Source organism: Curtobacterium sp. 458, from assembly GCF_030406605.1.
In the GTDB taxonomy this organism is placed as follows: domain Bacteria; phylum Actinomycetota; class Actinomycetes; order Actinomycetales; family Microbacteriaceae; genus Curtobacterium.
On sequence record NZ_CP129104.1, the window covers coordinates 836,199 to 861,529 of the forward strand.

At 69.4% G+C, this 25,331-nt stretch carries 25 protein-coding genes and 1 tRNA gene; 12 read left to right on the top strand and 14 right to left on the bottom strand.

Going from position 1 to position 25,331, the window contains the following annotated elements; all coding sequences use genetic code 11:
- The first annotated feature begins 276 nt into the window (after nucleotides 1-276).
- The gene (locus tag QPJ90_RS04095; RefSeq protein ID WP_290133204.1) at nucleotides 277-1,137 is read left to right on the top strand and encodes a hypothetical protein; all 861 of its coding nucleotides are present in this window, start codon (nucleotides 277-279) and stop codon (nucleotides 1,135-1,137) included.
- Between the two features lie 215 nt (nucleotides 1,138-1,352).
- Here QPJ90_RS04095 and QPJ90_RS04100 read toward each other — a convergent pair whose 3' ends face one another.
- Entirely contained in the window at nucleotides 1,353-1,604 is a 252-nt protein-coding gene (locus QPJ90_RS04100; protein WP_290133205.1) for a hypothetical protein, read from the bottom strand.
- Between the two features lie 332 nt (nucleotides 1,605-1,936).
- Here QPJ90_RS04100 and QPJ90_RS04105 point away from each other — a divergent pair, with 332 nt between their 5' ends.
- Together QPJ90_RS04105 and QPJ90_RS04110 are read left to right on the top strand one after the other, a co-directional pair.
- Entirely contained in the window at nucleotides 1,937-3,583 is a 1,647-nt protein-coding gene (locus QPJ90_RS04105; RefSeq protein ID WP_290133206.1) for a hypothetical protein, read from the top strand.
- 110 nt (nucleotides 3,584-3,693) lie between these two features.
- On the top strand, nucleotides 3,694-5,526 hold the full coding sequence (locus tag QPJ90_RS04110) for a hypothetical protein (RefSeq protein WP_290133207.1): 1,833 nt from the start codon (nucleotides 3,694-3,696) through the stop codon (nucleotides 5,524-5,526).
- A gap of 289 nt (nucleotides 5,527-5,815) precedes the next feature.
- On the opposite strand, the gene QPJ90_RS04115 is transcribed toward QPJ90_RS04110, so the two are convergent.
- Nucleotides 5,816-5,905: transfer RNA gene (locus QPJ90_RS04115), tRNA-Ser, on the bottom strand.
- A gap of 144 nt (nucleotides 5,906-6,049) precedes the next feature.
- Here QPJ90_RS04115 and QPJ90_RS04120 point away from each other — a divergent pair.
- Nucleotides 6,050-7,015, top strand: a complete 966-nt coding sequence (locus tag QPJ90_RS04120) for an SGNH/GDSL hydrolase family protein (RefSeq protein ID WP_290133208.1) — start codon at nucleotides 6,050-6,052, stop codon at nucleotides 7,013-7,015.
- A 10-nt stretch (nucleotides 7,016-7,025) separates the two neighbouring features.
- Nucleotides 7,026-8,381: a DNA repair protein RadA gene (gene radA, locus QPJ90_RS04125; protein WP_290133209.1), complete on the top strand. Its 1,356-nt coding sequence runs from the start codon at nucleotides 7,026-7,028 to the stop codon at nucleotides 8,379-8,381.
- 112 nt (nucleotides 8,382-8,493) lie between these two features.
- Here radA and QPJ90_RS04130 read toward each other — a convergent pair whose 3' ends face one another.
- Nucleotides 8,494-8,877 carry an SseB family protein gene (locus QPJ90_RS04130; RefSeq protein WP_290133210.1) on the bottom strand — a complete coding sequence of 128 codons (384 nt, stop codon included), beginning with the start codon at nucleotides 8,875-8,877 and terminating at the stop codon, nucleotides 8,494-8,496.
- Nucleotides 8,878-9,154: 277 nt separating this feature from the next.
- Between QPJ90_RS04130 and QPJ90_RS04135 the strand changes: the two genes are divergently transcribed.
- Complete coding sequence (locus QPJ90_RS04135) at nucleotides 9,155-9,361, top strand: cold-shock protein (protein ID WP_022904520.1); 207 nt, start codon at nucleotides 9,155-9,157, stop codon at nucleotides 9,359-9,361.
- 112 nt (nucleotides 9,362-9,473) lie between these two features.
- On the opposite strand, the gene QPJ90_RS04140 is transcribed toward QPJ90_RS04135, so the two are convergent.
- Together QPJ90_RS04140 and QPJ90_RS04145 are read right to left on the bottom strand one after the other, a co-directional pair.
- Nucleotides 9,474-10,139: a hypothetical protein gene (locus QPJ90_RS04140; protein ID WP_290133211.1), complete on the bottom strand. Its 666-nt coding sequence runs from the start codon at nucleotides 10,137-10,139 to the stop codon at nucleotides 9,474-9,476.
- Between the two features lie 51 nt (nucleotides 10,140-10,190).
- Nucleotides 10,191-10,733, bottom strand: a complete 543-nt coding sequence (locus tag QPJ90_RS04145; RefSeq protein WP_290133212.1) for an amino-acid N-acetyltransferase — start codon at nucleotides 10,731-10,733, stop codon at nucleotides 10,191-10,193.
- A 179-nt stretch (nucleotides 10,734-10,912) separates the two neighbouring features.
- Here QPJ90_RS04145 and QPJ90_RS04150 point away from each other — a divergent pair, with 179 nt between their 5' ends.
- From QPJ90_RS04150 to QPJ90_RS04170, 5 genes are all read left to right on the top strand, one after another.
- Nucleotides 10,913-11,365: an SRPBCC family protein gene (locus tag QPJ90_RS04150; RefSeq protein WP_290133213.1), complete on the top strand. Its 453-nt coding sequence runs from the start codon at nucleotides 10,913-10,915 to the stop codon at nucleotides 11,363-11,365.
- Between the two features lie 225 nt (nucleotides 11,366-11,590).
- Nucleotides 11,591-12,064: a hypothetical protein gene (locus tag QPJ90_RS04155; protein WP_290133214.1), complete on the top strand. Its 474-nt coding sequence runs from the start codon at nucleotides 11,591-11,593 to the stop codon at nucleotides 12,062-12,064.
- A complete protein-coding gene (locus QPJ90_RS04160) occupies nucleotides 12,061-12,519 on the top strand; it encodes a hypothetical protein (protein ID WP_290133215.1) in 459 nt (152 codons plus the stop codon). Before QPJ90_RS04155 ends, QPJ90_RS04160 begins: the two co-directional genes overlap by 4 nt.
- Nucleotides 12,516-13,457 (top strand): hypothetical protein, encoded by a 942-nt coding sequence (locus QPJ90_RS04165; protein WP_290133216.1) that lies wholly within the window; start codon nucleotides 12,516-12,518, stop codon nucleotides 13,455-13,457. Before QPJ90_RS04160 ends, QPJ90_RS04165 begins: the two co-directional genes overlap by 4 nt.
- Nucleotides 13,454-14,485 (top strand): hypothetical protein, encoded by a 1,032-nt coding sequence (locus QPJ90_RS04170; RefSeq protein ID WP_290133217.1) that lies wholly within the window; start codon nucleotides 13,454-13,456, stop codon nucleotides 14,483-14,485. Before QPJ90_RS04165 ends, QPJ90_RS04170 begins: the two co-directional genes overlap by 4 nt.
- Nucleotides 14,486-14,782: 297 nt before the next feature.
- Here the strand turns inward: QPJ90_RS04170 and QPJ90_RS04175 are convergent, their stop codons facing one another.
- Complete coding sequence (locus QPJ90_RS04175) at nucleotides 14,783-17,281, bottom strand: ATP-dependent Clp protease ATP-binding subunit (protein ID WP_290133218.1); 2,499 nt, start codon at nucleotides 17,279-17,281, stop codon at nucleotides 14,783-14,785.
- A 247-nt stretch (nucleotides 17,282-17,528) separates the two neighbouring features.
- Here QPJ90_RS04175 and QPJ90_RS04180 point away from each other — a divergent pair, with 247 nt between their 5' ends.
- Entirely contained in the window at nucleotides 17,529-18,461 is a 933-nt protein-coding gene (locus tag QPJ90_RS04180; protein ID WP_290133219.1) for an NAD(+)/NADH kinase, read from the top strand.
- Nucleotides 18,462-18,644: 183 nt separating this feature from the next.
- On the opposite strand, the gene QPJ90_RS04185 is transcribed toward QPJ90_RS04180, so the two are convergent.
- From QPJ90_RS04185 to QPJ90_RS04220, 8 genes are all read right to left on the bottom strand, one after another.
- The gene (locus QPJ90_RS04185) at nucleotides 18,645-19,715 is read right to left on the bottom strand and encodes a sigma-70 family RNA polymerase sigma factor (protein WP_290133220.1); all 1,071 of its coding nucleotides are present in this window, start codon (nucleotides 19,713-19,715) and stop codon (nucleotides 18,645-18,647) included.
- 345 nt (nucleotides 19,716-20,060) lie between these two features.
- Complete coding sequence (locus QPJ90_RS04190) at nucleotides 20,061-20,192, bottom strand: hypothetical protein (protein ID WP_275935013.1); 132 nt, start codon at nucleotides 20,190-20,192, stop codon at nucleotides 20,061-20,063.
- 74 nt (nucleotides 20,193-20,266) lie between these two features.
- On the bottom strand, nucleotides 20,267-20,392 hold the full coding sequence (locus tag QPJ90_RS04195) for a hypothetical protein (RefSeq protein ID WP_290133221.1): 126 nt from the start codon (nucleotides 20,390-20,392) through the stop codon (nucleotides 20,267-20,269).
- A gap of 104 nt (nucleotides 20,393-20,496) precedes the next feature.
- Complete coding sequence (locus tag QPJ90_RS04200) at nucleotides 20,497-20,700, bottom strand: hypothetical protein (protein WP_290133222.1); 204 nt, start codon at nucleotides 20,698-20,700, stop codon at nucleotides 20,497-20,499.
- A gap of 29 nt (nucleotides 20,701-20,729) precedes the next feature.
- Nucleotides 20,730-22,238, bottom strand: a complete 1,509-nt coding sequence (gene lysS / locus QPJ90_RS04205) for a lysine--tRNA ligase (RefSeq protein ID WP_290133223.1) — start codon at nucleotides 22,236-22,238, stop codon at nucleotides 20,730-20,732.
- 92 nt (nucleotides 22,239-22,330) lie between these two features.
- Nucleotides 22,331-23,023, bottom strand: coding sequence for a DUF2520 domain-containing protein (locus QPJ90_RS04210; RefSeq protein WP_354670487.1), 693 nt, complete (start codon nucleotides 23,021-23,023; stop codon nucleotides 22,331-22,333).
- A complete protein-coding gene (locus tag QPJ90_RS04215; RefSeq protein ID WP_290133224.1) occupies nucleotides 23,020-24,783 on the bottom strand; it encodes a PH domain-containing protein in 1,764 nt (587 codons plus the stop codon). The genes QPJ90_RS04210 and QPJ90_RS04215 overlap by 4 nt, the downstream gene beginning before the upstream one ends.
- A gap of 10 nt (nucleotides 24,784-24,793) precedes the next feature.
- Nucleotides 24,794-25,315 (bottom strand): PH domain-containing protein, encoded by a 522-nt coding sequence (locus QPJ90_RS04220; protein ID WP_290133225.1) that lies wholly within the window; start codon nucleotides 25,313-25,315, stop codon nucleotides 24,794-24,796.
- Nucleotides 25,316-25,331: the final 16 nt, after the last annotated feature.

Here is a 25,331-nt window from a genome sequence, read left to right on the forward strand (position 1 = left end):
GCTGAAGTCGGCGCTCGCTCCGACTTCCTGGTCGCCGCGGGTCAGGGCGACCCGCAGTTGCGTGCCGTGGTCGGCGACGTCGATTTGCACGCCCGCTGGGACGAGGAGACCCGTCACCCAGTCAAGGTCTACCGGCCCACCTCCCACATCCGTGACGCGAAACACGGCGGGGCCAAAACGATGCATACTGCTTATAGTAACCAGCGAGATGCATGAACGCCAAGCTGAGGGGCACGCCGACACCTCAAACCCGCTGACCGGCGCAAGGGAGACTCCGTGACATCGAACAGCAGTGGCGGCCGCCCGTACCGACCGCAGCTTCCCGCCAGGCAGTGGGAGGCAGTCGCGCCGTATGTCCACGATGTCGTCGCCCGCGCCGAACCACTCGTCATCTACTCCGCGAGGGAGCTCTACCCCGCCGTCACCCGTCTCGTTCTCTTCGCGAAGGACGAGTACGCGCCCCTCAAGGACGATGCCGTCTTCAACCCGTACATGGTTGGCCGGTTCGTCGTCCATCACCTCGACGGGTACAGCCGTGCCAGCAGGAACACCATCAGAGCGCGCCTCCGACGCGTCTCCGAAGCGCTCCTCGGCGACGCAGCCGCGGGGACTTTCAAGAAGCTCGGGAAAGCTGATGCGGTCAGGCCGTACAGCCTCGCAGATCAAGCGTCCCTCGAAGGATGGTCTCGAGCACAGACCTCTGAAGAGCGACGCACGTCTGCCGCAGCGTTGCTCTCTCTCGGTTTCGGGTCCGGACTGACTGGCGCGGAAATCATCCGGCAACGACTCGAAGATGTGCACGTTGACGGGGACCAGATGATGGTCGACGTGCACGGCCAGACTGCCCGCTCGGTCCCCGTCCTCTCGGATTGGTCCGCAGGTTTACACGCGCGCCGAGCGTTCATGCTCGGTTCCGGCTGGGCGTTCCGAACAGATCAGCGTGGGAGCAATGTCAACCTGATCACGGACTTCGTCTCCCGGACCGCGCCTCCGATGGAGATCCAGACCCGGCGTATGCGCGCGACGTGGCTGGTGTACCATCTCAACGCGCATACCTCGCTGAAGTATCTGCTCCGAGTCAGCGGCCTCACATCGGCAGAATCCCTCGACCGGGTGCTCCCCTACGCCGACGAGTAGCAACGAGTCCGACTGGGCATCAACGTCGCGGGATTCAGCACGCTACCGCCCCACTTCATCACAGTCAGGAACGCGAACTGCGTCAGCGGCAACACGGCTAGGAGGCCGAAGCCACAACCAACGAGCCAGCGCAGTTGCCGAAGTTCGCGTTCATCCCGAGGAGCCGGCCGCGTCGTCATGCCCGCCCGTATGCGGCGAAGCCGCCTCCGGCGCGGCTACTCACTCTCCTCCCTCGACCCCCGATACGTGGGCCCGCGAAGGGCTGCGATCTCAGCAAGCACCGCGGCAAGATCCGCGGCGTCGTCGAGGTCGAACTGCACCTGACCGCCGATCGGCCCGTTGATCGTGACGACGCCGCGGTCAAAGACAAGGTCGAGGTCATCCATGATCGTTGCCCGGACTGTCCCGTCGCGGTGCGTGTACAGCCGGCTGGGCTGCTGCTCTTCAAACATCTTCTTCTCGTGCATGACTGGTGCCCTTCCTGCCGCAGCCGAGCGCTGCCGCGGGATAGGTATGCGCGGATGAGCCACAAGATCGCCACGTGTCGGTGCCGCCGACGCACGCAACGACGTGTGTTTCATCGCATTGCGCTCCTCAGCGCCTCCTCCGCGTTGTGCCTTCAGCACTTCGAAAGGGCGATACCCGTGACAGCGACCCCGAGCGACACGCCCGAAAGCGGCATCCAAAAGCTGGGCACGCTACCTCATGAGATGCCCGCTGACCAGGGAAAAGTCCTCTTGAGCCGCAGCAGTGGGATCTCAGATCGCAGCTGATCGGTCTGGCCGCGCATAGCCGAGGCGTGATGAATCCCAAGCCAACCCCTTCCGAAGCCGCCATCGTCGTAGCACACTCTGATGATAACAATCAGCACAACTCGCTGCAGATTCGGGAGGCACTGTTGAAGTACCGACCCGTCAACGTCCTGCCCGCGGACTGGAACCGAGTGAAGGAGTTCTGCCGCCAAGCCGTTCTCACCTACGGACCCGCGAACGCGAAAGTCGCTGCGGAGATGCTCTCCACGGTCACCCTCTTCGTCCTCTGGGCAACCAATCAGGAGCACGCGCCGCTCAGCTACGGCGCCATTTTCCACCCCTCATTGATGGGCAGATACCTCCGCAGCCGCGTCAGCGACAAGAAGAGCGGCTCGTTCAAGACTCTCCGCTCCCGGCTCTTCCGAGTTGCCAGCGCCGTCACCAGCATCGAGCACCACAAGACAAAGCGGGACACCACCTTCGTGCCAGTGCACGAGTACACGGCTACCGAACTCGCGGAACTCGAAGGCTGGGCTGCGACCCAGAACACACCAGAACGGCGACGGTACGCGTACATCACGCTCGCACTCATGGGCGGCGCCGGCCTCGCCATGACCGAGGCACTCGGGGTGCGCGGCGCCGACATCCACCACAGCGCTGATGGGCACACCGTACGAGTAGTCGGCCGCCGTGCCCGAGTCATCCCGGTCCACGCCGACTGGGAGCGCTACCTCGACGAGCCCAGCACCCACTTCATCGACGGCGAACATGTCCTCTTCCCCGGGCAGACACCGCGAGGACGCGAAACGACGCTCCGAACGCTCTACCGCGGCCCACACCCGGCGCCGAACCCACAATGGCTCCGCGACACCTGGCTGCTCCAGCTCGTTCGCACGCTCCCGCTCAGCATCGTCATGCAAGCAGTCGGCACATCGGACGTCATCCGCTTCCGACGCTACTTCGACGCTGCCCACCTCAACTTCGACCAGTGGCACGGGGCTGTCCGCAATCCCGCCGCATACAGACCAGTCGTGAACACCACCAGCGACGACATCATCGCGTCCGACGGACCCAGCTGGCGTGCCGTGCACGAGAGAGCTCGCGTCGAGGCTACATCGAGTGCCGTGAAGCCAAACCGCGCGCCCATGGGCTCCGCCGTGGATGACGCGGCCGAGTCGGACAGCACGACTTACCCGCCTCGTCCGCAAGGTCGACGCCGCCCGCGTGACCCGGACCACGGCAAGTACGCGCGGCGACCCAGGAGAGTCGACACCCACGAACAGGCGCTCACGTCGGACAGCACCGCCGTCCCAGCCGGGACCCTTGCGGTTCCGTTCAGGCGTGGCGAGCAGCCATTGACAGCTGACAGCACTGCGATTCCCGTCGGCACCCCGGCGGCACCGTTCGAGCGTGCCGCTTCGACGGAACCGCCGGAAGGCCACGGAGGCCGGCCCGTACATAAGGCGGGGCGCGAGCCTCGGCGCATCGAAGCTCTCGAAGGCGACTGGTCGCCCAAGCGCTCGCGAAAGACGTCTCGGTACGAGGCCCTGCCACCCGGAATCGCGCAGCGCCCGGCGCGGGCGGAGGAAGCCACCGCTGAGAGCACCTTCGACGCGAGTGACCTGATGTTCGCCGCCATCCGGGAAGGGCTCCTCGCAGAAGCGCGCCGGTCTGCGCGGGGCGGGAAGCGATGACCGGCTTGGCGAACACGTGGGACAACACTGTCGCCACGACGTTCGACGTGCTCCGCACAGTCGGAGAGGGCGGACTCACCGAGGCTGAGGTGAAGGCGGGTCCCGGCCCGATGACTCCCATCGACGGCGACCTGGCGCAGGCATGGCTCGACCGTGTCGTCCAGTCTCAGGTCCTGCCACCCCTCGGTGTGTGGCGGCGCCGGAACCGTGAACGCGCCGGGAAGCGAAACGGCGGCCCGGCACCAGCCATCAATGACGCGGTCATCCTCACCATCGCGCTCATCCTCGTCATCGAGCACTCGTCGGTCCGCGTGCAGGACATGGCGCGGGCGCTGCAGCACCGGCTCACCCCTGAGGCCCGAGAGGTGCTCGGCATCGGCCACCTCTACGACAACCCGTTCACCAACTGGTACTTCCTCGCCCACCGCGCCATCCACCGCGTCATCGCCACGTTCGACCCGTACATCACCAACGACGGCGCGGAACGGAACCAGTGGAAGGCGATGACGTACGAGGACCGCATCGCGTGGGAAGCCGCCGTCGACCAGGAGTTCGTCGCGGAACTGAACGCCCGCGCCGAATGGTTCATGAACGCGCTCGTGGAGATGTCGCTCCAGCAGCAGGCTCGGAAGTATCGACGGCGGAAGACCGCGATGACCATCGACCAGAGCGGCGTGAAAGCCGGAGCGGTCATGGCCCGATGGAAGCGGGACCCGAAGACCGGCAAGGAGATTCCGCAGAAAAACGCTCTCGACCCGACGACCAACGAGCCGGAGGCCCGTCGCGTCCGGGCGATGGAGGCCGATTGGGTGACGAAGAAGAAGGGTGCGAAGAAGCGCAACGCCGACGAAGAGGAACGTATCTCCCGCTTCAAGTGGGAGCTGGGTTACATGGCGAACATCATCATCGACGTCCTCGAGGACCCCAACGCCGACAAGAAGCTCTACGCACCGCAACTCATCCGTGCCATCAGCCTCGGAACCCCGAACAAGCGCATCGGCGGTCACGCCATCTCGCTCCTCGACTCGCTGCAAGCACGCGGCTACGAACTGACACGGTTGAGCTTCGACCGCGGCTACTCGCAACTCAAAGACGAGTTCCACGAGCAGCTCGTCGCTCGTGGCATCCCTGTGGTGAAGGACTACGTCGACCGGCAGAAGGGCATCACCAACGGCGCCATCGGCAACTCCATCATGGTTGAAGGCCGCTACTACTGCCCCTCGACACCACTAGACCTGCTCGAATCCACGAAGAACTGGGAGCAGGGCAAACTCACCAACGAGGAGTACTGGGCCAAGCGGAAGAAGCTCGAGAAGTACGAACTCATCCTGCACGAGCAGAAGCCCAATGGCACGCTCCGCCTCTCCTGCCCTGCATCGGGGCCGTCGCCGACAGCGTCGTGCCCGCTCCGCGAGCTGATGAAGGGTGCGGTGCCCGACGAGGAAGCGGACCGTGCTCGCATCCAGCCGTCGAACATCACTGACCGGCAGAAGGACTATAAGGTCTGCTGCCAGAAGTCGGTATCGGTGAAGCCGACGACGCATGTGCAGCAGCGGCAGAAGCTCCGCTACGGCAGCAAGGAATGGTTCGACACGTACCGGGCCGACCGAAACAGCAGCGAGTCCTCCAACGACCTGCTGCAGAAGGACCACAATCTCGAGAACACGATGGCTCGGCCCATGCACGGCCTCGCCGCGCAGCAGTTCGCCCTCGCCCTCTTCGCCGTCGCATCGAACATGCGACGCATCATCCAGTACGAACACGACGTCTACGAACTGGAACGTCGAGCCGCAGCAGGCCGCGCACCGCAGCCGCGAAAGCAGCCCGGCGAGTACCTCGAGCGCGCCCGCGACCGCAACCGCGAGACCCGGTACATGCGGAACCCGCCACCTCGGAAACTGGTGCCGTGGGAACCGTTAGAGCTACCACCCGTGCCCGCGTAGCGGGCTGACCCGCACCGGCAACGCCGGCAGGACCAAACAACACACCCACACACCCCGACGCTCCGTCACGCCCGAAAACAGGGTGGAAGCAGCCGGGGTGCTTCGGCGCGCCCGAAAACGAACTGGCGACAACGCACCGAGCGCACAAGCAGCCGCAGATCCGTCCGAGAGCGCCGAAACCGAGCCCCGATCAGCCCCCGAGAACCAGAAGAGCCCCCGGCCGAAGCCGGGGGCTCTTCTGTTGGGTCAGACCTGCAAATGCTGGAGACCAGACCTGCAATCAACCCCGTGGCGGTACCGGTGGGATTTGAACCCACGGTGGAGTTGCCCCCACACATGTTTTCGAGACATGATCCTTCGGCCGCTCGGACACGGTACCGGGAAAGAGTTTACACGATCCGGGAGGCCCGTCGCACCACCGGCAGGTCGGCCAGCCCTCCACAGGTGGCTGATCGGGTGCGCTCGTCCACCGTTCAGCCCTCGCACCGAGAACGGTCGAACGGCCCCGCGTACCGTCCACCGCATGAAGTCACGCACCATCTTCGCCCTGCTCTCGTCGATCCTCGGCGGACTGACGGTCGTCGGTGCCGGGCTGTTCGGCGCCCGGGCCGGGATCCGCGGGCAACGGGCTGCCTCGCAGCGGGTGGTCGACATGCTCCCCGTGAACGCCCAGTGGTGGCGCGAGCACCTGCAGCACGACGGGCAGCTGACCTACCTCGCGATCGGCGACTCCGCGGCACAGGGGGTCGGAGCGACGGTCCCGAACCGCGGCTACGTCGGACTACTCGCACGGCGGATCCGGCACCGCTCGCGGATGACGGTCCGCGTGGTGAACCTCAGCGTGTCCGGGGCCACGACCTGGGCGGCGAAGCAGGACCAGCTGCCGAAGCTCCGCGGGTACACGCCCGACATCTGCACGGTGTCCATCGGGGCGAACGACATCGCCGACTTCGACCCGGACAAGTTCGAGCGCAACATCCGGGCGATCTACGGCGCAGTACCGTCGCACGCGATCGTGGCCGAGCTGCCGTGCATGTTCGTACCGGACCGGGAGCGCAAGGTCGCGGTTGCGAACGAGATCGTGCACCGCGTCGCCGACGAGCTGGGGCTGACGGTCGCTCCGCTGCACGTCATCACGAAGCGCGTCGGGCTCCGTCGGACGTTCTTCAACAGCTACGGCGACCTCTTCCACCCGAACGACCGCGGGTACGAGATCTGGGCGAGCGCGTTCGAGCCGGCGGTCGATGCCCGGGTCGACACGGTGGCGGCGATCCGGCAGTACCTGTCCGCTCGCGAGGCCGAGGAGCTGGGTTCGGGCGCGGGTGCGGTCGCGGCGGCGCGCGCGGAGCGGGACACCGACGACGCCGGTGCGCTCGACCATGCCGACCGCCCGGGTCGGGTCGACCGCCTGCGGCGTCGGATGACCGGATCGATCCCGCTGCCCGAGCACGCCGAGCGTCGCACGGGTGATGTCGGCGGCTCGGCCTAGCCTGACCGTCATGGCACGCCCGCAGTCCCTCTTCCGTTGCACCGAGTGCGGCTGGACCAGCATCAAGTGGGTCGGCCGGTGCGGCGAGTGCCAGTCGTGGGGCACGGTCGAGGACACATCGGCCGCGTCCGCCAGTTCCCGCGGCACCGCAGCGGTCGCCGTCGCCGGAGCCCGGATCGCCCGCCCGATCACCGAAGCCCGTGGCACGTCGGTGCAGCGTTGGCAGACCGGTATCGGTGAGTTCGACCGGGTACTCGGCGGCGGGGTCGTCCCCGGAGCCGCCGTCCTGCTGTCCGGCGAGCCTGGTGTCGGCAAGTCCACCCTGCTGCTCGAGGTCGCTTCGCGCGCGGCAGTGTCGGGCAAGCGCGTCCTCTACGTCAGTGCCGAAGAATCGGTCGACCAGGTCCGTCTCCGTGCTGAGCGCACCGGGGCGATGCACGACGACCTCTACCTCGCGAGCGAGGTCGACCTCGGCGTCATCCTCGGCCAGATCGACCAGGTGCAGCCGGACCTGCTCATCGCCGACTCCGTCCAGACGATCTCGTCGAGCACGATCGACGGCATCGCGGGCGGGACCTCGCAGGTGCGCGAGGTCGCCTCCACGCTCATCCGGGTCGCGAAGGACCGCGCGCTCCCGGTCCTCATCGTCGGCCACGTCACGAAGGACGGCACGATCGCCGGCCCGCGGTTGCTCGAGCACCTCGTGGACGTCGTCTGCCACTTCGAGGGCGACCGCCAGACCGCGCTCCGGTTCGTGCGCGCACTGAAGAACCGCTTCGGACCGACGGACGAGGTCGGCTGCTTCGACATGGGCGGCGACGGCATCCACGAGGTCCCCGACCCGAGCGGGCTCTTCATGTCCCGCAACGGTGCGCCGGTCTCCGGCACGTGCGTGACCGTGGCGCTCGAGGGCCGTCGCGCGCTGCCGGTCGAGGTGCAGGCGCTCGTCGTCCCGAGTTCCGCACCGCAACCGCGCCGGGTGGTGAACGGTGTGGACGCCTCCCGCGTGGCGATGCTGCTCGCGGTGCTCGAACGGCGTGCAGGGTTGAAGCTGTCTGACGCCGACGTCTACGTGTCCACCGTCGGCGGCATGAAGCTGACCGAGCCGGGTGCCGACCTGGCGATCGCACTGGCTCTCGCAAGTGCGGCGCGAGACCGCCCGTACCCACACACGTTGGCGGCGATCGGGGAGATCAGCCTCGCGGGCGAGATCCGCCCGGCGACCGGTGCCAAGCAGCGCGCGAGCGAGGCCTCGCGGCTCGGCTTCACGACGGTGCTCGGCTCGGGTGCGGAGCACCTGCGCGAAGCGTTGCGGGTGGCGTTCTCGATGACGAAGTCGGCGCGCGAACTCGACCGCGCGTTCTGACCGGCGACCGCTCATCGTGACCCGCCGCTGCCCGAAAGCGTGACGACCCAGAAGCGCGACCGCGGAGAAGCGACCGCCCCGGGAACGGGACCTCCGCGCCCGAGGCGAGCCGCTACGCGCGCAACGCGGCGAGCAGGTCCTCCGGGGTCGACTGCATCGTGTTCGGGCCGGCGATGTCGAAGAACACGCCCTCGAGCGAGTCGAGGTGCTCGGCGAGGAACTCCTCGAGCCGTGGCCCGTCGTAGACCATGACCTGCCGGATCTTCTCGTTGGGCACCATCGCGGTGTACGCGTCGGCGGACGAGAAGAGCAGCAGGATGCGCTTGTCCGAGCCCTCACGGCCGAAGACCCGCACCTGCATGTCCTTCTTGCCGGTGACGAGTCGGGGGACGATCACGATGTCGTTCCGGAGCGCGAACGCCACCGCGGCGACGTCCTGCTTCGCGAGGGCCTCCTCGAGCTGCTCGCTCCGGAAGCGCTGTTCCTTGTCTGCCATCACCCCTAGTCCACCAGATTCATGAGTCCGATTGCGACCTCGGCTCTTCCGTTGTCGCCCGTTGCCTGTAAGTTGGTACCAACCGCTCCGGCGGGAGTCCATCGTTCTTCCGGTGCTCAGCGCACCTCGAGCGCCATCGGTCACTGACCTTCCCAGGTCGCCTGGCCCCGAACCCGTTCCGCCGGCCCATGCCCGCGGGGCGCATCGATCCGACGACGACCGTCGGCGGATCAGCGGCAGAAATTGTCGCCCCGCAAGAAAGTAAGGAAACGCCATCATGGCAACTGGGACCGTCAAGTGGTTCAACAACGAAAAGGGCTTCGGCTTCATCGCGCCGGACGACGGCAGCGCTGACGTCTTCGCCCACTTCTCCGCGATCGCTGGCAACGGCTACAAGTCGCTCGAGGAGAACCAGAAGGTGGAGTTCGAGATCACCGAGGGCCGCAAGGGCCCGCAGGCCGAGAACATCTCGGTCATCGGCTGATCACCGAAACACCCTGAACGGGCCCGTCGTCTCCGGACGACGGGCCCGTTCTTCATGGGCGATCCGCACCAGGACGAGCCCTCGGCTCACCGCGCTGCGGGACGGCCGAGCGTCACTGCAGGATGAACTGCACCGACTTCGCCGACTCGATGTTCCCCACCGCGACCGACAGGTGGTAGCTCGCTCCCCCTCCGGTGACCGACGGCCGCGAGGCATCGCACGTCGCCGCCGACGACCGCGTGCGGTCCCAGGCGATCGAGGGGGTGGTGAGCTTCTGCCCCGCCTTGATCGTGACGTCCTGATCCGTGCCGTTCGTCTGGCAGTCCTTCGACGACCAGTACTGCTCCTCACCGGAGCTGATGGTGAGCACCTGCTGCGCAGATCCGAGGTCCATGTGGCACGAGTTCGACCCGGTGTTCGTGATCGACATCGCGATCTTCGGGTCCTCGGTGGGACCGTAGGCGGTCTTGTCGACGACGGGCGTCAGCTCGATCTGGTCCTTCGTGCACGCGGCACCGTCGGCAGCGGCGGACGCGGAGGGCGACGGAGGCGGTGACGCCTTCGATGACGACGCCGCAGGTGCCGACGAGGACGACGACGAACCGGACGTCCCCGCGGACGCCGACGGCGCCGCCGCGGGAGTGGCACCGTTGCCCCGGCCGACGACGATCAGCACGACGACGATCACGACGACGAGGACCGCTCCGAGCGCGATGGCTCGACGGCGCCAGTACACGCTGGGACGCTCGGGTCCGACGGGGTGACGGAACGACGACATGCGCACAGGGTAGGGCGGGACCAGCGGCACGCCGGGATGCCGCGCGACGCGTCAGAGGATCTTCAGCATGCGGGTGTTGCCGAGCGTGTTCGGCTTCACCCGGGCGAGGTCGAGGAACTCGGCGACGCCCTCGTCCGAGGACCGCACGAGCTCGGCGTAGACGTCCGGGGACACCACGCTCTCGCCGATCTCGAGGTACCCGTGCTTGGCGAAGAAGTCGACCTCGAACGTCAGGCAGAAGATGCGGGCGATGCCGAGTTCGCGGGCGTCGTGCTCCAGTCCCTCGAGCATGCGGTGCCCGACGCGCTTGTGGATCCAGTCGGCGTCGAGGGCCAGGGTCCGCACCTCGGCGATGTCGTCCCAGAAGACGGCGAGGGCGCCGCAGCCGATCGGGACGCCGTCGGGCCCCTCGGCGATGCGGAACTGCTGGATCGAGCCGTAGAGGGCGACGTTCTCCTTGCCGAGCAGGATGCGGCGGTCGACGTACGGCGCGATGAGGCGCTGGATGTGCGGGACGTCGGAGGCGACGGCCGGTCGCACGAGGATCCCGTGCTCGTCGCGTTCGTGGAAGGCGTGCCGGCCGTGTTCGCTCATCGACCTCACGATAGCGCGAGCGCCCGAGCGCGAGCGCCCGAGCGCCCGAACACAAGCGCCCGAACGCGAGCGCCCGAATGCGAGCGTGCGACCGGGGGACGCGGACCCCGGACGCGCACCCAGACCGCCACGCCTACCGTCGCACGGGCAATCGAGACCGAACACGACGAAGGAGCACCATGCCCCAGATCATCGAGACCGTCGACGTGGACGTCCCCGTCCGCCAGGCCTACGACCAGTGGACCCGCTTCGAGGAGTTCCCGGAGTTCCTCGACGAGGTGAAGAAGATCGTCCAGGTCGACGACACCACCACCGACTGGACCGTGGAGGTCGCCGGTCAGGAGCGCGACTTCCGCGCCGTCATCACCGAGCAGCACCCGGACGAGCGCGTCGCGTGGACCGTCAAGGACGGCGACACCGACCACGCCGGCGCGGTGACGTTCCACAAGCTCTCCGACACGACGACCCGCGTCACGGCGCAGATCGACTGGCAGCCGTCGGGCCTCCTCGAGAAGCTCGGCTCGGCGGTCGGCGTCGGTGGCCACGCCGTGAAGAAGGACCTGCAGAACTTCAAGGAGCGCGTCGAGGCGGCTCCGACGGAGCCCGGCTGGCGCGGCGACGTCCCCGCCTGAGCCGGAACGGGACCAACGGGTCGCAACGCGACCAACGGGTCGCAACGCGGCCAACGGATCGCAAAGCGACCACGATCCGGACGGGAGGCACGGTGCCAGCTGGCACCGTGCCTCCCGTCCGTCGTGCGGTCACCTCGGCATCCCCCCACGAAATGCCGACCTGACAGGACCGGCCGGACGTGCCAGGGTAGAACGAACGGTCGATCCCTCGGACACCGTTTTACCATGTCTGAGACAAGCGCGGGAAGGGGAGCCGTGATCGAGTACACGGACGACGACGCACACCGACGCGAGTTGTCGCGGAAGCTGCAGCTCCTGATGGACGTCGTCGAGGCGAACTCGGGGCAGCGTCCGTCCTACAAGGAGATCGCGGCGGAGATCGAGGCGCAGGGCGCGTCGATGAGCCGTCCGCGCTGGGGCTACATGCTCGGCGGGAACGGCCCGGCTGTCCGTGACCAGCGTCTGCTCGAGGCCCTCGCCGCGTTCTTCGGCGTCCCGGCGGCCTACCTCACCGACGCCGCGGGCAGCACCGACGTCCCGGCGCGGGTTCAGGCGCAGCTCGAACTCGTCCTGGAGCTCCGCAAGCGCGAGGTCCTCGCGTTCGCCACTCGCCGGCTCGGGGAGTTCGCCTCGGCCGACGAGATCCGCGAGTTCACCGAACACCTGCGGGCGCTCGACGGTCCGGGGAGCACGTCGTGAGCACCGTCCGCGAGCGCGCTGCAGCCCTGCGGCGGCAGGCGGACGCCCGTCGGCGGGTGCAGCGGCTCGGGCTCCCCCGACGCCTGACCCTGGCGGAGCTCGTCGCACGGGCGGAGGCGACGCTCGGCAAGCCGATCGAGGTGCGCACGTCGGACCTCCCCGGCGACCTGTCCGCACGGCTCATCCAACGTCGCGACCGCGCGCTGCTGGAGACTCGCTCCGGCCTGTCCGAGCGGTCGCGTACGGCATCCGTGCTCCACGAGCTCGCGCACGTGTTCCTCGCCGACCACGGCTGCGACCACGAGGCGTACACGGGGCTGCTCACCGGACGGACGGCGTTCACCCGGTCGCTCGACACCCCGCACGAGCAGACGGTGGAGCTCGTCGCCGACCAGCTGGCCCTCCACATCGGTCTGCTCGACCCCGGCGAGCGCACGCCCGGGATCTTCCGGTGACCCTGCACGTCTGGGGGTCGTTGCCGGTCTGGGGCATCCTCGTGGTGCTCCTCGTGCGGCTGGGGCTCGTCCGCACCCAGTCCGCGAGCGTGACGTGGCTCACGGTGTGCTGCGCGTTCGTCGCGGTCGGCCTCTCGATCAACCAGCCCGACGTGCTCGGGGTGCTCGCGCGGGCCACCGGCGTGCCGAACGTCGCGGACGTCGTCGGGCGCTGCTTGATGGTCTGCGGGATGTTCGCGCTCGCGCAGTCGGTCGAGGCCGCTGCACGCACGGCCCGGCTGCTGCGACCGGGTCGGATCGTCGCGTGCGTCGCGGTGCTCGTCACCCTGGTGGTGCTGTTCTCGCTGATCGACGCCCCGCGCCCGACGGCGCAGTTCATGGTCGTGTACGGCGACCAGCTCCCGACCGCCCTCTACTCCGCGGTGGAGATGTCCTTCATCGCGATCGTCATCGCGCGGTCGGCCGTCGCCGTGCTCGGTGCGTTCCGGCGCGGCGAGCAGATGGGTCGGATGTACTGGCTCTTCGTCGTCGGGGCCGCGGCGATGGTGCTGCTCGCCGCGATCGCCGTCGCGATGGACGCCGCCCACGTGCTCGGTGCGTCCACGGTCGTCGGCGCGCTGTCGGTCGTCTACGCGCCGGTCTTCCTGACCTCGATGGTCCTGCTGGCCCTCGGCGCTGCAGGCGGAGTGCTGCCCGACGCCGTCCGTGAGTTCCGCGAGTGGCGCGCTGCCCGCCGGCGGTTCCGCACGCTCGAACCCGACCTGCACCGACTCGAGTCGGCGTCGGGGAACCGAGGGCTGTACTTCACCAACGTGTGGCAGCGTCGAGAGTGGCGGAGCCGTCTGCACCGCCTGGAGCTCGAGATCGAGGACCGCGCCCGCGAGGCCGGGCTCGCCGCGCCCTCCACCACCGAACCCGACCCGTCAGGAGCGAGATGACCGCCACAGGACGCACCACCGCGATCGGGACCGCGATCGGCGCCGCGGGGACGTTCGGCCTCGGCGCCCTGGTCGCCCGCCGGCTGCTCTTCCCCACGCCCTACACCGCGACCGCGACGGTCCGGTCCTCGTCGTCGACGGAGGTCGAGTTCGCAGCGACCCGCGACACCCGGCTCCCCGGCACCTACCGGATCACCCGTGGCAGCACCTCGGTCCGTGTCGGCGCGGTCCTCGGCGAGAGCGACGGCGACGGCGACGGCGACACCGTGCGTCGGCAGCTCCTCGACGGCCCCGCACCCGAGGCCGGCGACTGGACGTGGGACGCGCTCATGCACGACGTCGTCGCCGAGGTCCTCCCCGGCCCGGCCACCGGCCCCGACACCACCGTCTCGCGCACGCACGTCGTCCACGTGCACGGCCAGTCGCTCGGCCCGCGGCAGGTCCTCCGCGGCATCCCGGTCTGGGACGCCCTCGAGGCATCGTCGGAGATCGTCGACACCACCGACCTGCCGCTCCGCTCCCTCGACCCAGGCGCTGCGGAACGCATCGTCGACCGGGTCCGTTCCGCCCGCGCCCGCGGCGCCGAGCGCGTCGTCCTGCAGGGTTGGTCGGCGGGTGCCCTGGCGTGCTCGATCGCCGCGTCACGCACACCCGTCGACGGTCTGGTCGGCATCGCGCCACTGCTCGACGTCCGGTCCGCCCTCCGCGGTGCCGTGAGCGCCGTCCGACTACCCCGGTTCGTCGGGAGCGTCGCCGCACGGATCGCGACGACACCGGTCCTCTCGCGGCTCGCGGGTGCTGCGGAACCGGTCCGGACCGCGACCTGGCAGGCATCCGGCACGCGGACCCTCCTGCTGCGGTCCACGGCGGACCCGTTCGTGGCGGCGACCGACGTGTCCGCCGCCGTCCAGCGCGGCGCGACGGTGGTCAGCTTCGCGACGGCGCCGCACACGCTCGAGTGGAACGAGGACCCGGAGCGCTTCGACGACGCCGTCCGGACCTTCGCGACGACGCTGCGCGACGCCTGACCGCTCCGGCACACAGCGCCACCCGGCACACAGCAACGGCCGGCACAGAGCAACGGCCCCGGTCCGTGAGGACCGGGGCCGTCGGCGACTCGACACGTTGGGGGGAACAGTCGAGCCGCTCACATCCGAGGAGCTGGGGGGAACGCCTCGGGTGTGGAACCACCGTACCGCGACCGAGCAGTGGATGTGGTGTGCCATCCGCGCAACGTGACGGGATACGGACTGGTCACGACCCACGACGGACGGGAGGCACGGTGCCAGCTGGCACCGTGCCTCCCGTCAGAAGGTGGTCGCGTCCTAGGACTCGATCTCGCCAGCCGGCTCGGCAGCGCCGGTGAGGACCTCCTCGCGACCCGGCTGACGCCCGGTCTCGAACTGGAACGCACCGTCGTGGAAGTCGACCTTCACGTGGTCGCCGGCGTTCAGCTCACCCTGCAGGATGTGCTCGGACAGCTGGTCCTCGACCTCGTGCTGCATCGCGCGACGCAGGGGGCGAGCCCCGAGAGCCGGGTCGAACCCGACCTTGATGAGCTGCTCCTTGGCGGCGAGCGTGAGCTCCACCGTCATGTCGCGGTCGAGCAGGCGGTCCGCCAGACGCTTCACGAAGAGGTCCACGATCTGCAGCAGCTCGGACTGCGAGAGCTGCGGGAACACGATCGTGTCGTCGACGCGGTTGAGGAACTCCGGCTTGAAGTGCTTCTTGAGCTCCTCGTTCACCTTCGAGCGCATGCGGTCGTAGCCGACGCCCGAGTCGCCCTCGATCTGGAAGCCCACCGGACCACCAGCGATGCCCTGCGAACCGAGGTTCGTGGTCATGATGATGACGGTGTTCTTGAAGTCGACGACCCGGCCCTGACCATCGGTCAGACGACCCTCTTCGAGGACCTGCAGCAACGAGTTGAAGATGTCCGGGTGGGCCTTCTCGATCTCGTCGAAGAGAACCACGGAGAACGGCTTGCGGCGGACCTTCTCGGTGAGCTGGCCGCCCTCCTCGAAGCCGACGAACCCGGGAGGGGCACCGAAGAGCCGCGAGACCGTGTGCTTCTCGCCGAACTCCGACATGTCGAGGGAGATCAGCGCGCCCTCGTCGTCGAAGAGGAACTCGGCGAGCGCCTTGGCGAGCTCGGTCTTCCCGACGCCCGTGGGGCCGGCGAAGATGAACGAGCCCGAGGGGCGGTTCGGGTCCTTCAGGCCAGCGCGGGTGCGGCGGATCGTCTTCGAGAGTGCCGAGATGGCCTCTTCCTGACCGATGACGCGCTCGTGCAGGGCCTTCTCCATGAAGACGAGGCGCGAGGTCTCCTCTTCCGTGAGCTTGAACACCGGGATGCCCGTGGCCTGCGCCAGGACCTCGGCGATGATGCCCTCGTCGACGGTGCCGGACGCGGCTACGTCACCCGCACGCCACTGCTTCTCGAGGCGGAGACGCTCGCCGAGGAGCTTCTTCTCCTCGTCGCGGAGCGACGCGGCCTTCTCGAAGTCCTGTTCCTCGATCGCGGCTTCCTTCGACCCGCGGACCGTCGAGATCTTCTCGTCGAACTCGCGGAGCTCCGGCGGCGCCGACAGGATCGACAGGCGGAGGCGTGCGCCGGCCTCGTCGATCAGGTCGATGGCCTTGTCCGGCAGGAAGCGGTCCTGCACGTAGCGGTCCGCGAGGTTCGCCGCGGCGACGATCGCACCGTCGGTGATGGACACCTTGTGGAACGCCTCGTACTTGTCGCGGAGGCCCTTGAGGATGTTGATCGCGTGCGGCAGCGACGGCTCGTTGACCTGCACCGGCTGGAAGCGGCGCTCGAGTGCGGCGTCCTTCTCGAAGTGCTTGCGGTACTCGTCGAGCGTGGTCGCACCGATGGTCTGCAGCTCACCGCGGGCGAGGAGCGGCTTGAGGATCGACGCGGCGTCGATCGCGCCCTCGGCAGCACCCGCACCGACGAGCGTGTGGATCTCGTCGATGAAGACGATGATGTCGCCGCGGGTGCGGATCTCCTTCGTGACCTTCTTGAGGCGCTCCTCGAAGTCACCGCGGTAGCGGGACCCGGCGATGAGCGACCCGAGGTCGAGCGAGTAGAGCTGCTTGTCCTTCAGCGTCTCCGGGACGTCGCCCTTGACGATCGCCTGGGCGAGGCCCTCGACGACCGCGGTCTTGCCGACGCCGGGCTCACCGATCAGGACGGGGTTGTTCTTGGAGCGACGGGAGAGGATCTGCATGACCCGCTCCATCTCCTTCTCGCGCCCGATGACCGGGTCGAGCTTGGCGTCGCGGGCGGCCTGGGTGAGGTTCCGACCGAACTGGTCGAGGACCTGCGACCCCTGCTGCGCGTTCTGCTGGGTCTCGCCGCCGACGGCGACGGCTTCCTTGCCCTGGTAGCCGGACAGGAGCTGGATGACCTGCTGGCGGACGCGGTTGAGGTCCGCGCCGAGCTTGACGAGCACCTGGGCGGCGACGCCCTCGCCCTCGCGGATGAGGCCGAGGAGGATGTGCTCGGTGCCGATGTAGTTGTGGCCGAGCTGCAGCGCCTCGCGCAGGGACAGCTCGAGCACCTTCTTGGCGCGCGGCGTGAACGGGATGTGCCCGGTCGGCTGCTGCTGCCCCTGCCCGATGATGTCCTGGACCTGCTCGCGGACGGCATCGAGCGAGATGCCGAGCGACTCCAGCGCCTTGGCGGCGACGCCCTCGCCCTCGTGGATGAGGCCGAGGAGGATGTGCTCGGTGCCGATGTAGTTGTGGTTGAGCATCTTCGCTTCTTCTTGAGCGAGGACGACAACACGACGGGCTCGGTCGGTGAATCTCTCGAACATGTGCTCTCCCTTGCCGGACCGGTACTGGCCCGGTGACGTACATCGAGACTAACCAGCCGACCCCGAGTGGTCTGCCCCTGTTCGCCGTGGGCGTGACCCCTGGTGCGCCTGGCGCACAGCGCGGTCGCCGCGCGACCACGGAGCGGACGGGAGGGACGGTGAGGGCCCGCCCCGCGCCTCCCGTCCGGCGGTCCGTCACGACGCGACCCGGAGGGTGCTGTCCGGCGGGAGTCGGTACCATCCGGGCATGGAGCAGCCCGTCGTCGGCCTCGTCGTCCACCCGACCAAGAACGTGCAGGAGTCCGTCGAGACCCTGCGCCGCTGGAACGCCTCCGGCCGCGGCGAGCTCCTCGCCCGACGGGCGGACGCGCAGCGCCTCGGCGGCACGATCGACGTCGTCGACGAGGACGAGTTCACCGACCGGGTCGACATGGTCGTGGCGCTCGGTGGCGACGGCACCATGCTCGGGGCGATGCGGCTCGTCGCCCGACGCCCGGTCCCCGTGCTCGGCGTCAACTACGGCAACGTGGGCTTCCTCGTCGAGATCGAGCCGCCGGAGCTCGAGGCGGCGCTCGAACGGCTCTCCGCCGGCGAGTACCAGCTCGAGCCGCACCACGCCCTCGAGGCGAAGCTGTCCTGGAGCGGTGCCCGCACGGAGTACCTCGCGTTCAACGACCTCACGGTGGTGCGACGCCCCGGGGCCGGGCAGGTCTCGGCGGACCTCAGCGTGGGCGGCCTCGGCTACGGCTACTACCGGGCCGACGCCATCGTGGCCTCAACCCCGGCCGGGTCGACCGCCTACAACTACGCAGCGGGCGGCCCGGTGCTCTCCCCCGCGCTCTCGGGATCGGTCGTCACCCCGGTCGCCCCGATGGCCGGCATCGACCGCTCGGTGGTCCTGGCGGCGCGGGAGCGGTACCGACTCGACATCGCCGAGGGCACGCGGAGTGCGGCACTCGAGGTCGACGGTCTCGTCGTCGGCGAGGTCGCGACGGGCGCCCAGATCGACATCCGCCTCCGGAAGGACGCGTCGAGCGTGGTCCGGCTCGACGCAGCACGGCACGGCCGCACCGGGCGGGTGAAGCTCAGCCTGCTCGACCTGCCGGTGCGTCCCGACCAGCTCATCGAACTCATCCCGCAGGACCTGCGCCAGCGGCTCTCGCACGACCTCGAGCAGTAGACGCTGCGGGCGGGGCCGCTCGCAGCCGCCTCGGGCGGGGTCGTACCGGGCCCGGACGTGCGAGTGGCCCGCCCCGGAATCGCCGGGACGGGCCTTCCCATCACCCCACCGGACCGCCTTCCCACAGGTCGGTCCGGTTCCCCGAGCCGGAGCAGCTGCCCCGGCCGAAGTTCCTCGCTGACCTCAGTCGGTCAGGTACAGCTGCATGTCCTGCGAGACCGCCTTGGCGAACAGGCGCAGCTTGGCGCGCGACTCCACCCGGCTGACGGCCTGACGGGTCGTGTGCACGATCTTCGAGATCTCGTCGAGCGTCATCGGCTTGTCGTCGTCGAGGCCGTAGCGCATGCGGATCACGTTCGCCTCGTCGCTCGGCAGCTCGGCCACGATCGACCGGATGTCCCGGTGCAGCAGCGTGGTCTCGGTGAGCTCGTTGGGGCTCGCGGCGTCCTCGTCCTCGATGAAGTCACCGAGTTCGCTGTCGTCCGAGTCGCCGACGACGGTGTGGATCGACACCGGCTCGTGCGAACGGCCCTTCAGGTCGAGGAGCTCCTCGACGCTCATGCTCAGCTCCGCCGCGACCTCGTCGGGCATCGGCGCACGGCCGAGGTCGACGGTGAGGTCGCGCTCGGTGCGACTGATCTTGTTGATGAGCTCCACGGTGTGGACCGGGATGCGGATCGTGCGGGCCTTGTCGGCGAGACCGCGCGAGATGGCCTGGCGGATCCACCACGTGGCGTAGGTCGAGAACTTGTAGCCCTGGGTGAAGTCGAACTTCTCCACCGCGCGGACGAGGCCGAGGTTGCCCTCCTGGATGACGTCCATGAAGGGCAGGCCGCGCTGCGAGTAGCGCTTGGCGATGCTCACGACGAGGCGCAGGTTCGACGTGATCATGCGCTCCTTGGCGCGCTCACCGTCGCGGACGAGCCAGCGCAGCTCGCGCTGGAGGTTCTTGTCGAGCCCGGACTCGGTGTGCAGCTTCTCCTCGGCGAACAGGCCGACCTCGATGCGCCGGGCGATCTGTGCCTCTTCCTCGGCGGTGAGGAGCGAGAGGCGGCCGATGTGGCGGAGGTAGTCGCCGACCTGATCGACGGAGGCGCCGCGGACGCCGGCGAGCTGCTCGTCGGCCTCGACCTCGGTGCCGAGGGTGGTCGACTCGACGGTCGCGTCCGCGGTCTTCGCGGCCGCGGCCTTCTTGGTCGTGCTGCGGCGGGTGGTGGTGCCGTTCGTGGTCGGTGCTGCCGTTGCGATCGTCATGTGACGCTCTCCCTGCGTTCGACGGTGATGGGCCTCAGGTGGGGGTGTTGATGAGTAAAGCGGTTGCGAGGTGTACCCCACAAATCGATGTGATCGATTCCCAGGCTTCTCCGTGCTTCAGCCTCCGAACCGTCCCCCACGGGGTACAGCGTGGGGCCAGTCTGGCCCCACTCCAGGCCCGAGAACAAGGGTGTGACGCGATGTTTCCGGCGTTGCAGTGGTGTTTCTTCCGCGTTTCCGAGGGTGTACCCCGGCTCACCGCGCCGGGTGGACACAAGAAAGGGGTACGGCGGACCAGGTCGGTGTGATCTGGCCGTCGTACCCCGAATACCGAACGGGTGGGGGTCACCAGGAGGGTTCGAGCCACCCGTCACGGCGCTTCGAGACCTCGAGGTCGGCGTCGCGGTCGAACTCGTCGTACTCGCTCTCGATGTCGCCGACGAGGCTGCGACCGGCGGGGAACTGCTGCATGGGCATGCCGACGATGCTCGCCCCACGGAGCGACCTGCTCGCGACGGGCCGGTGAACGGTGGGTGACGAAGCCCGGGCGGTCAGACGTCGACGTCGTCCTCGTCCCCGTCGACCCACTGCTCGTCCCGTGCGGGGTCGCCGAGCACCGGGTGGCCGAAGGCGTCCTCGGGGTCGAGGTCGGCGGGGTCCGGCGGGACGGTGGTCATGCCGCCAGTGCAGCGCCGCTGCGTGAACCGCCGGTGAACGCGATGAGTGTGCACACCGACCCGGACGGCGTCGCCGTCAGCGGCGCTGCCGACTCGGTGGGCGACTACTCGGCGGACGCGGGCGACGGCGCGGGACGGCCGTGCTCCCGCTCGAAGCGGGCGCGCTCCTCGGCCTCGACCTTGGCGTAGGCGGCGCGCTCGGTGCGGTCCGCCCGCAGGATCGCGCGCATGACGAACCAGAAGATGAGGCCGACGATGACGGTCGGCGTCAGGGCGAAGATGATCCCGGTCACGACTCCATGCGGCACCGGGTCATCCTAACTCCCCCGACCGAAGGCTACTTGACCAGCGGGAAGAGGATCGTCTCGCGGATGCCGAGGCCGGTGATCGCCATGAGCAGCCGGTCGATGCCCATGCCCATGCCACCCGACGGCGGCATCGCGTGCTCGAGGGCCCGCAGGAACTCCTCGTCGACGCGCATCGCCTCGGGGTCACCGCCGGCCGCGAGCTTCGCCTGTTCGACGAACCGCTCCCGCTGCACCACGGGGTCGACGAGCTCCGAGTACGCCGTCGCGAGCTCGAACCCGCGGACGTAGAGGTCCCACTTCTCGACGATGCCGGGACGCGTGCGGTGCTGTCGGGTGAGCGGCGAGGTGTCGACCGGGAAGTTCATCACGAACGTCGGGCGGTCGAGCGAGTCGATGACGAAGTGCTCCCAGAGCTCCTCGACGTACTTGCCGTGCGTGGCGTGTGCGACCTCGACGCCCTCGGCATCGGCGAGTGCCTGCAGCTCGGACAGCGGCGTCTCCGGGGTGATCGCGCGCCCGGCCGCTTCGGACAGCGAGCCGTACATGTCGATGCGCGGCCACTCGCCGCCGAGGTCGTACGTGGTGCCGTCGGCCCAGGTGACCTCGAGCGAGCCGCCGGTCACCGCACGGGCGGCGTTCTGCACGAGCTCCTGGGTGAGGTCGGCCATCTGCTCGTAGTCGCCGTACGCCTGGTAGGCCTCGAGCATCGCGAACTCGGGCGAGTGCGTCGAGTCGGCGCCCTCGTTGCGGAAGTTCCGGTTGACCTCGAACACCCGGTCGATGCCGCCGACGACCGCACGCTTGAGGAAGAGCTCGGGCGCGATGCGGAGGAACAGCTCGGTGTCGAACGCGTTCGAGTGCGTGACGAACGGGCGAGCCGACGCCCCGCCGTGCTGGGTCTGCAGCATCGGGGTCTCGACCTCGAGGTACTCGTGCGACGCGAAGGTCTGCCGGAGCGAGGCCATCACGGCGGCACGGGCTCGGACGGTCTTCCGGGCGTCCTCGCGCACGATGAGGTCCAGGTACCGCTGGCGGACCCGGGTCTCCTCGTTGAGCTCGTTGTGGAGGTTCGGGAGCGGCAGGATGGCCTTCGCCGCGATCGCCCAGTCGTCGACCATGATCGACAGCTCGCCACGACGCGAGGAGATGACGCGGCCGTGCACGAAGACGTGGTCGCCGAGGTCGACGAACTCCTTCCAGCACGCGAGCGACTCCTCGCCCACCTCGGCGAGGGACACCATCGCCTGGATGCGGGAGCCGTCACCGGACTGCAGGGACGCGAAGCAGAGCTTGCCGGTGTTGCGCGAGAACACGATGCGCCCGGCGACGCCGACGACGTCCTGGGTCTCCTCGCCGGTCTCCAGCGTCGCGTACTGCGCGCGGACCTCGGGGATCGTCGTCGTGATCGGGACTGCGGCCGGGTAGGCCTCGATCCCCGCGTCGAGGAGCTTCGACCGCTTGTCGAGCCGGACCTGTCGCTGCTCGCTGGTCTCCTCGGCGGACAGGTCGTCTGCTGCGGCGGCGGTTGCTTCGCTCATGAAGGGTGCGGCTCCGGTGGGGTCGTGGGGGATGCGGAAATGCTACCCGGCGCGGACGGCCGGCCGGGAACCGCGGACGTCAGGACCGACTGTCAGAGCCGCGCCTGGCCGTCGGCCGCGGCGAGCGCGTTGTCGACCGCGCTGCGGACCAGGGCGCCGAGGACCCGGCCGGGGTGCTCGACCCCGATGCCGTCGAGGGTCCCGGCGGACTGCTCGACGATCGCGGTCGAGAAGCTCGCGGCTGCCCGGACGGCGTCGGCGTACGCGGGCCGGTCCTGCTCGGCGACGACGAACGGCTCCGCACCCATCTCGACCACGAGCGCCTGCGCGATCGGGAGCACGGGTGCCGGGGCGGTGACGGCGCAGTACGCGTCGCGGAGGCGGGTGAGGTCGACGCTCGTGCCGGTGAAGACCATCGCCGGGTGGATCGCGAGCGGGATCGCTCCTGCGGCGAGCGCCGGTCGGAGGACGTCGGTGCCGTGGTCGGGACTCGTGTGCACGACGAGCTGTCCTGGCTGCCAGATCCCGGCGTCCGCGAGGCCCTGGACGAGGGACCCGAGCTGGTCGTCCGGTACGGCGAGCAGCACGAGTTCGCTCCGCTCGACGAGGTCCGGCGTCGCGAGGACGGGCACCCCCGGGAGCATGGCCTCGGCGCGGTCCCGCCCGGCGTCGGACACCGCGGTCACGCCGACCACGGCGTGCTCCGCGTTCGCGAGCGCCGCTCCGAGGACCGGGCCGACCCGTCCCGCGCCGACGATGCCGACGCCGAGCCGTCCCGCCCTCACCGCGCAGCTCCGGGGGTGGGGGTGCGGTCCCAGCCGGGAGGCCCGTCCTGCCCCCGCCAGGCGGGCTCGGGCGTCGACGTGGTCGGCGCGGCGCCGGGGGCGACCCCCTGCGCGTCGGGTCCGTCCGCGGCGGGCGCGAGCCGTGCCTCCCGTTCGCGCCACCGGTGGGAGGTGTCGACCGCGGCGGCCTCGACGGCACGGTGCGCGGTGTCCGACCACAGCCGCTGCGCGTCGTGCGCGTCGAGCGCACCGAGGCGCGCGCTCACGGGGCCCTGCACGGTGTGCACGTGCACCGAGGCGAGCCGGAGGGCGCGTTCGAGCGGCCCCTGCTCGACCTTGACGCTCTGGACGCGCGGCAGCGGCACGATGACGAGGGACCGCCACACGGCACCGAGGCGGAGCAGGACCGCGCCCTGCACGAACCGGTACCCGTTGCGGCGGAAGGACAGCGGGCGGAGCCACGCGCCGCGGCGGGGCGAGTGGACGAAGCCGCCGCGGTCGCCGGAGGTGGTGAGGCTGTCGTCGACGACGCTGACGGCCTCCGCCGACCCCTCGCGCAGTTCCTCCTGCGATGCCCGCGGGCCCGCGACGGCGGTGCCGACCAGGCCGGGGAGGATGATGTCGAGGACCTCGCGGACGTCCTCTGCGCGGCCGACGGGCAGCACGATTGAGGACGCCTGCTGGTTGGTGGACTGCCCGTTGCCGGCGTTCGTGGCGCGGTTGATGCGGATGTCCCACCAGCCGAACGGACGCCAGAGCAGCGGCTGCGCAACGCTCACGGCGTGGATGCGCCCGGGAGGGAGGGTCTCGTTCGACGTCGAGACGAGGCCGAAGCCGATGCGGATGCCGTCACGCGTCTCGGCGATCGTGTACTGCAGCGACCGTGAGAACTTCCGCACGTAGTAGCCGCCGGCGCCGATCACGGCAGGGAAGAGTCCGAAGAGGATGCCGTACTCGCCGGTGACGGCGATGCTCACGACCATCGCCACGATCGCCGCGAGCAGGAACACGGTGGTCCCGGAGAGCAGCATCGACGCGATGAGCCGACCGGGGTGGACCTTGACGACCCGGGTGGCCTGCACCGCGGCGGGGTCGAGCTCGGGCGAGAAGACCTCGTCCAGCCGGTCCTGCAGCACGCCGGAGGACGGTCGCCCCGGAGCCTGCTGCTCGTCCTCCTTGGCGCCCGAGGCGAGCACGAGGATGCGGCGGCGGAGGTCCTCCGCGGGCTTCGACCCGAGGTAGGCGAGCTGCACGTTGGCGTCGTTGCCGGCCTGCGCGATCTCGAGCTTCGCGGTGCCGAAGAGCCGCGGGATGATCGGCCGCGAGATGTTGATGCCCTGGATGCGGTCGAGCCGGGCCTTCCGGTGGTTGCGGAAGAGCACGCCCGAGCGGACCTCGACGATCTCGCCCGTGACGCGGAACTCGTGCATCCGCCACGACAGGTAGAACAGCCCGATCAGCACCACCAGGAGCACCGCGATGCCGAGCAGCACCCAGCCCACGGCCCCGTGCTCGTACACGTAGCGGACCGGGTCGCCGTCGTCGGACGGTCCACCGCCGGGGATGAAGAACTCGACGAGCTGGTCGCGCAGGCTGTTGAGCACGTAGCCGAGCACGACGATGAGGAAGATGCCGCCGCGCAGCAGGGGCGTCAGCGGGTGCAGCCGGTGCCACTCCCCGTCGGTCAGCGGGGCCGCTGCTGCGGCGTTGCCGACCTGGCTCGGCGGGGTCGGCGGCGGAGGTCCGGGGCGGAAGGTCACGACGACCCCCTCAGAGTCCGGCGCGGCGGGACTCGGCGAGCTCCACCAGGCGGTCGCGGAGGTCGTCGGCGTCCGCCGCGGGGATCCCGGGGATCCGGACGTTCGTCGCGGCCGCAGCGGTGACGAACTTCAGCTCGCTCATGCCGAGCGCCCGGTCGAGCGGGCCACGCGCGACGTCGACGAGCTGCATGCGGCCGTACGGCACGGCCGTGAAGCGCTGCCACATCAGACCGCGACGGAAGACGAGGTCGTCGTCCCGGAGCGCGTACCCGATCGAGCGGACCCGTCGCGGGGTGAGCACGGCCGTGACGAGCGCGACGATGCCGACGGCGATGCCGATCAGCGTCCACACGGTGCCGGCGGTCCGGTCGAACCCGCCGTTCACCACACCGAGGAGCACGCACCCGGCGGTCACGATGACACCGATCGCGACGGAGGTCACCAGTTCCGTCCACACGAGCTTCGGCGACACCCGGGTCCAGGTGGTGCCGCTCAGGCCGAGGCCCGGCTCGTCGAGTCGTTCTCTCGGCATCGCGGGCTCCGCTCCC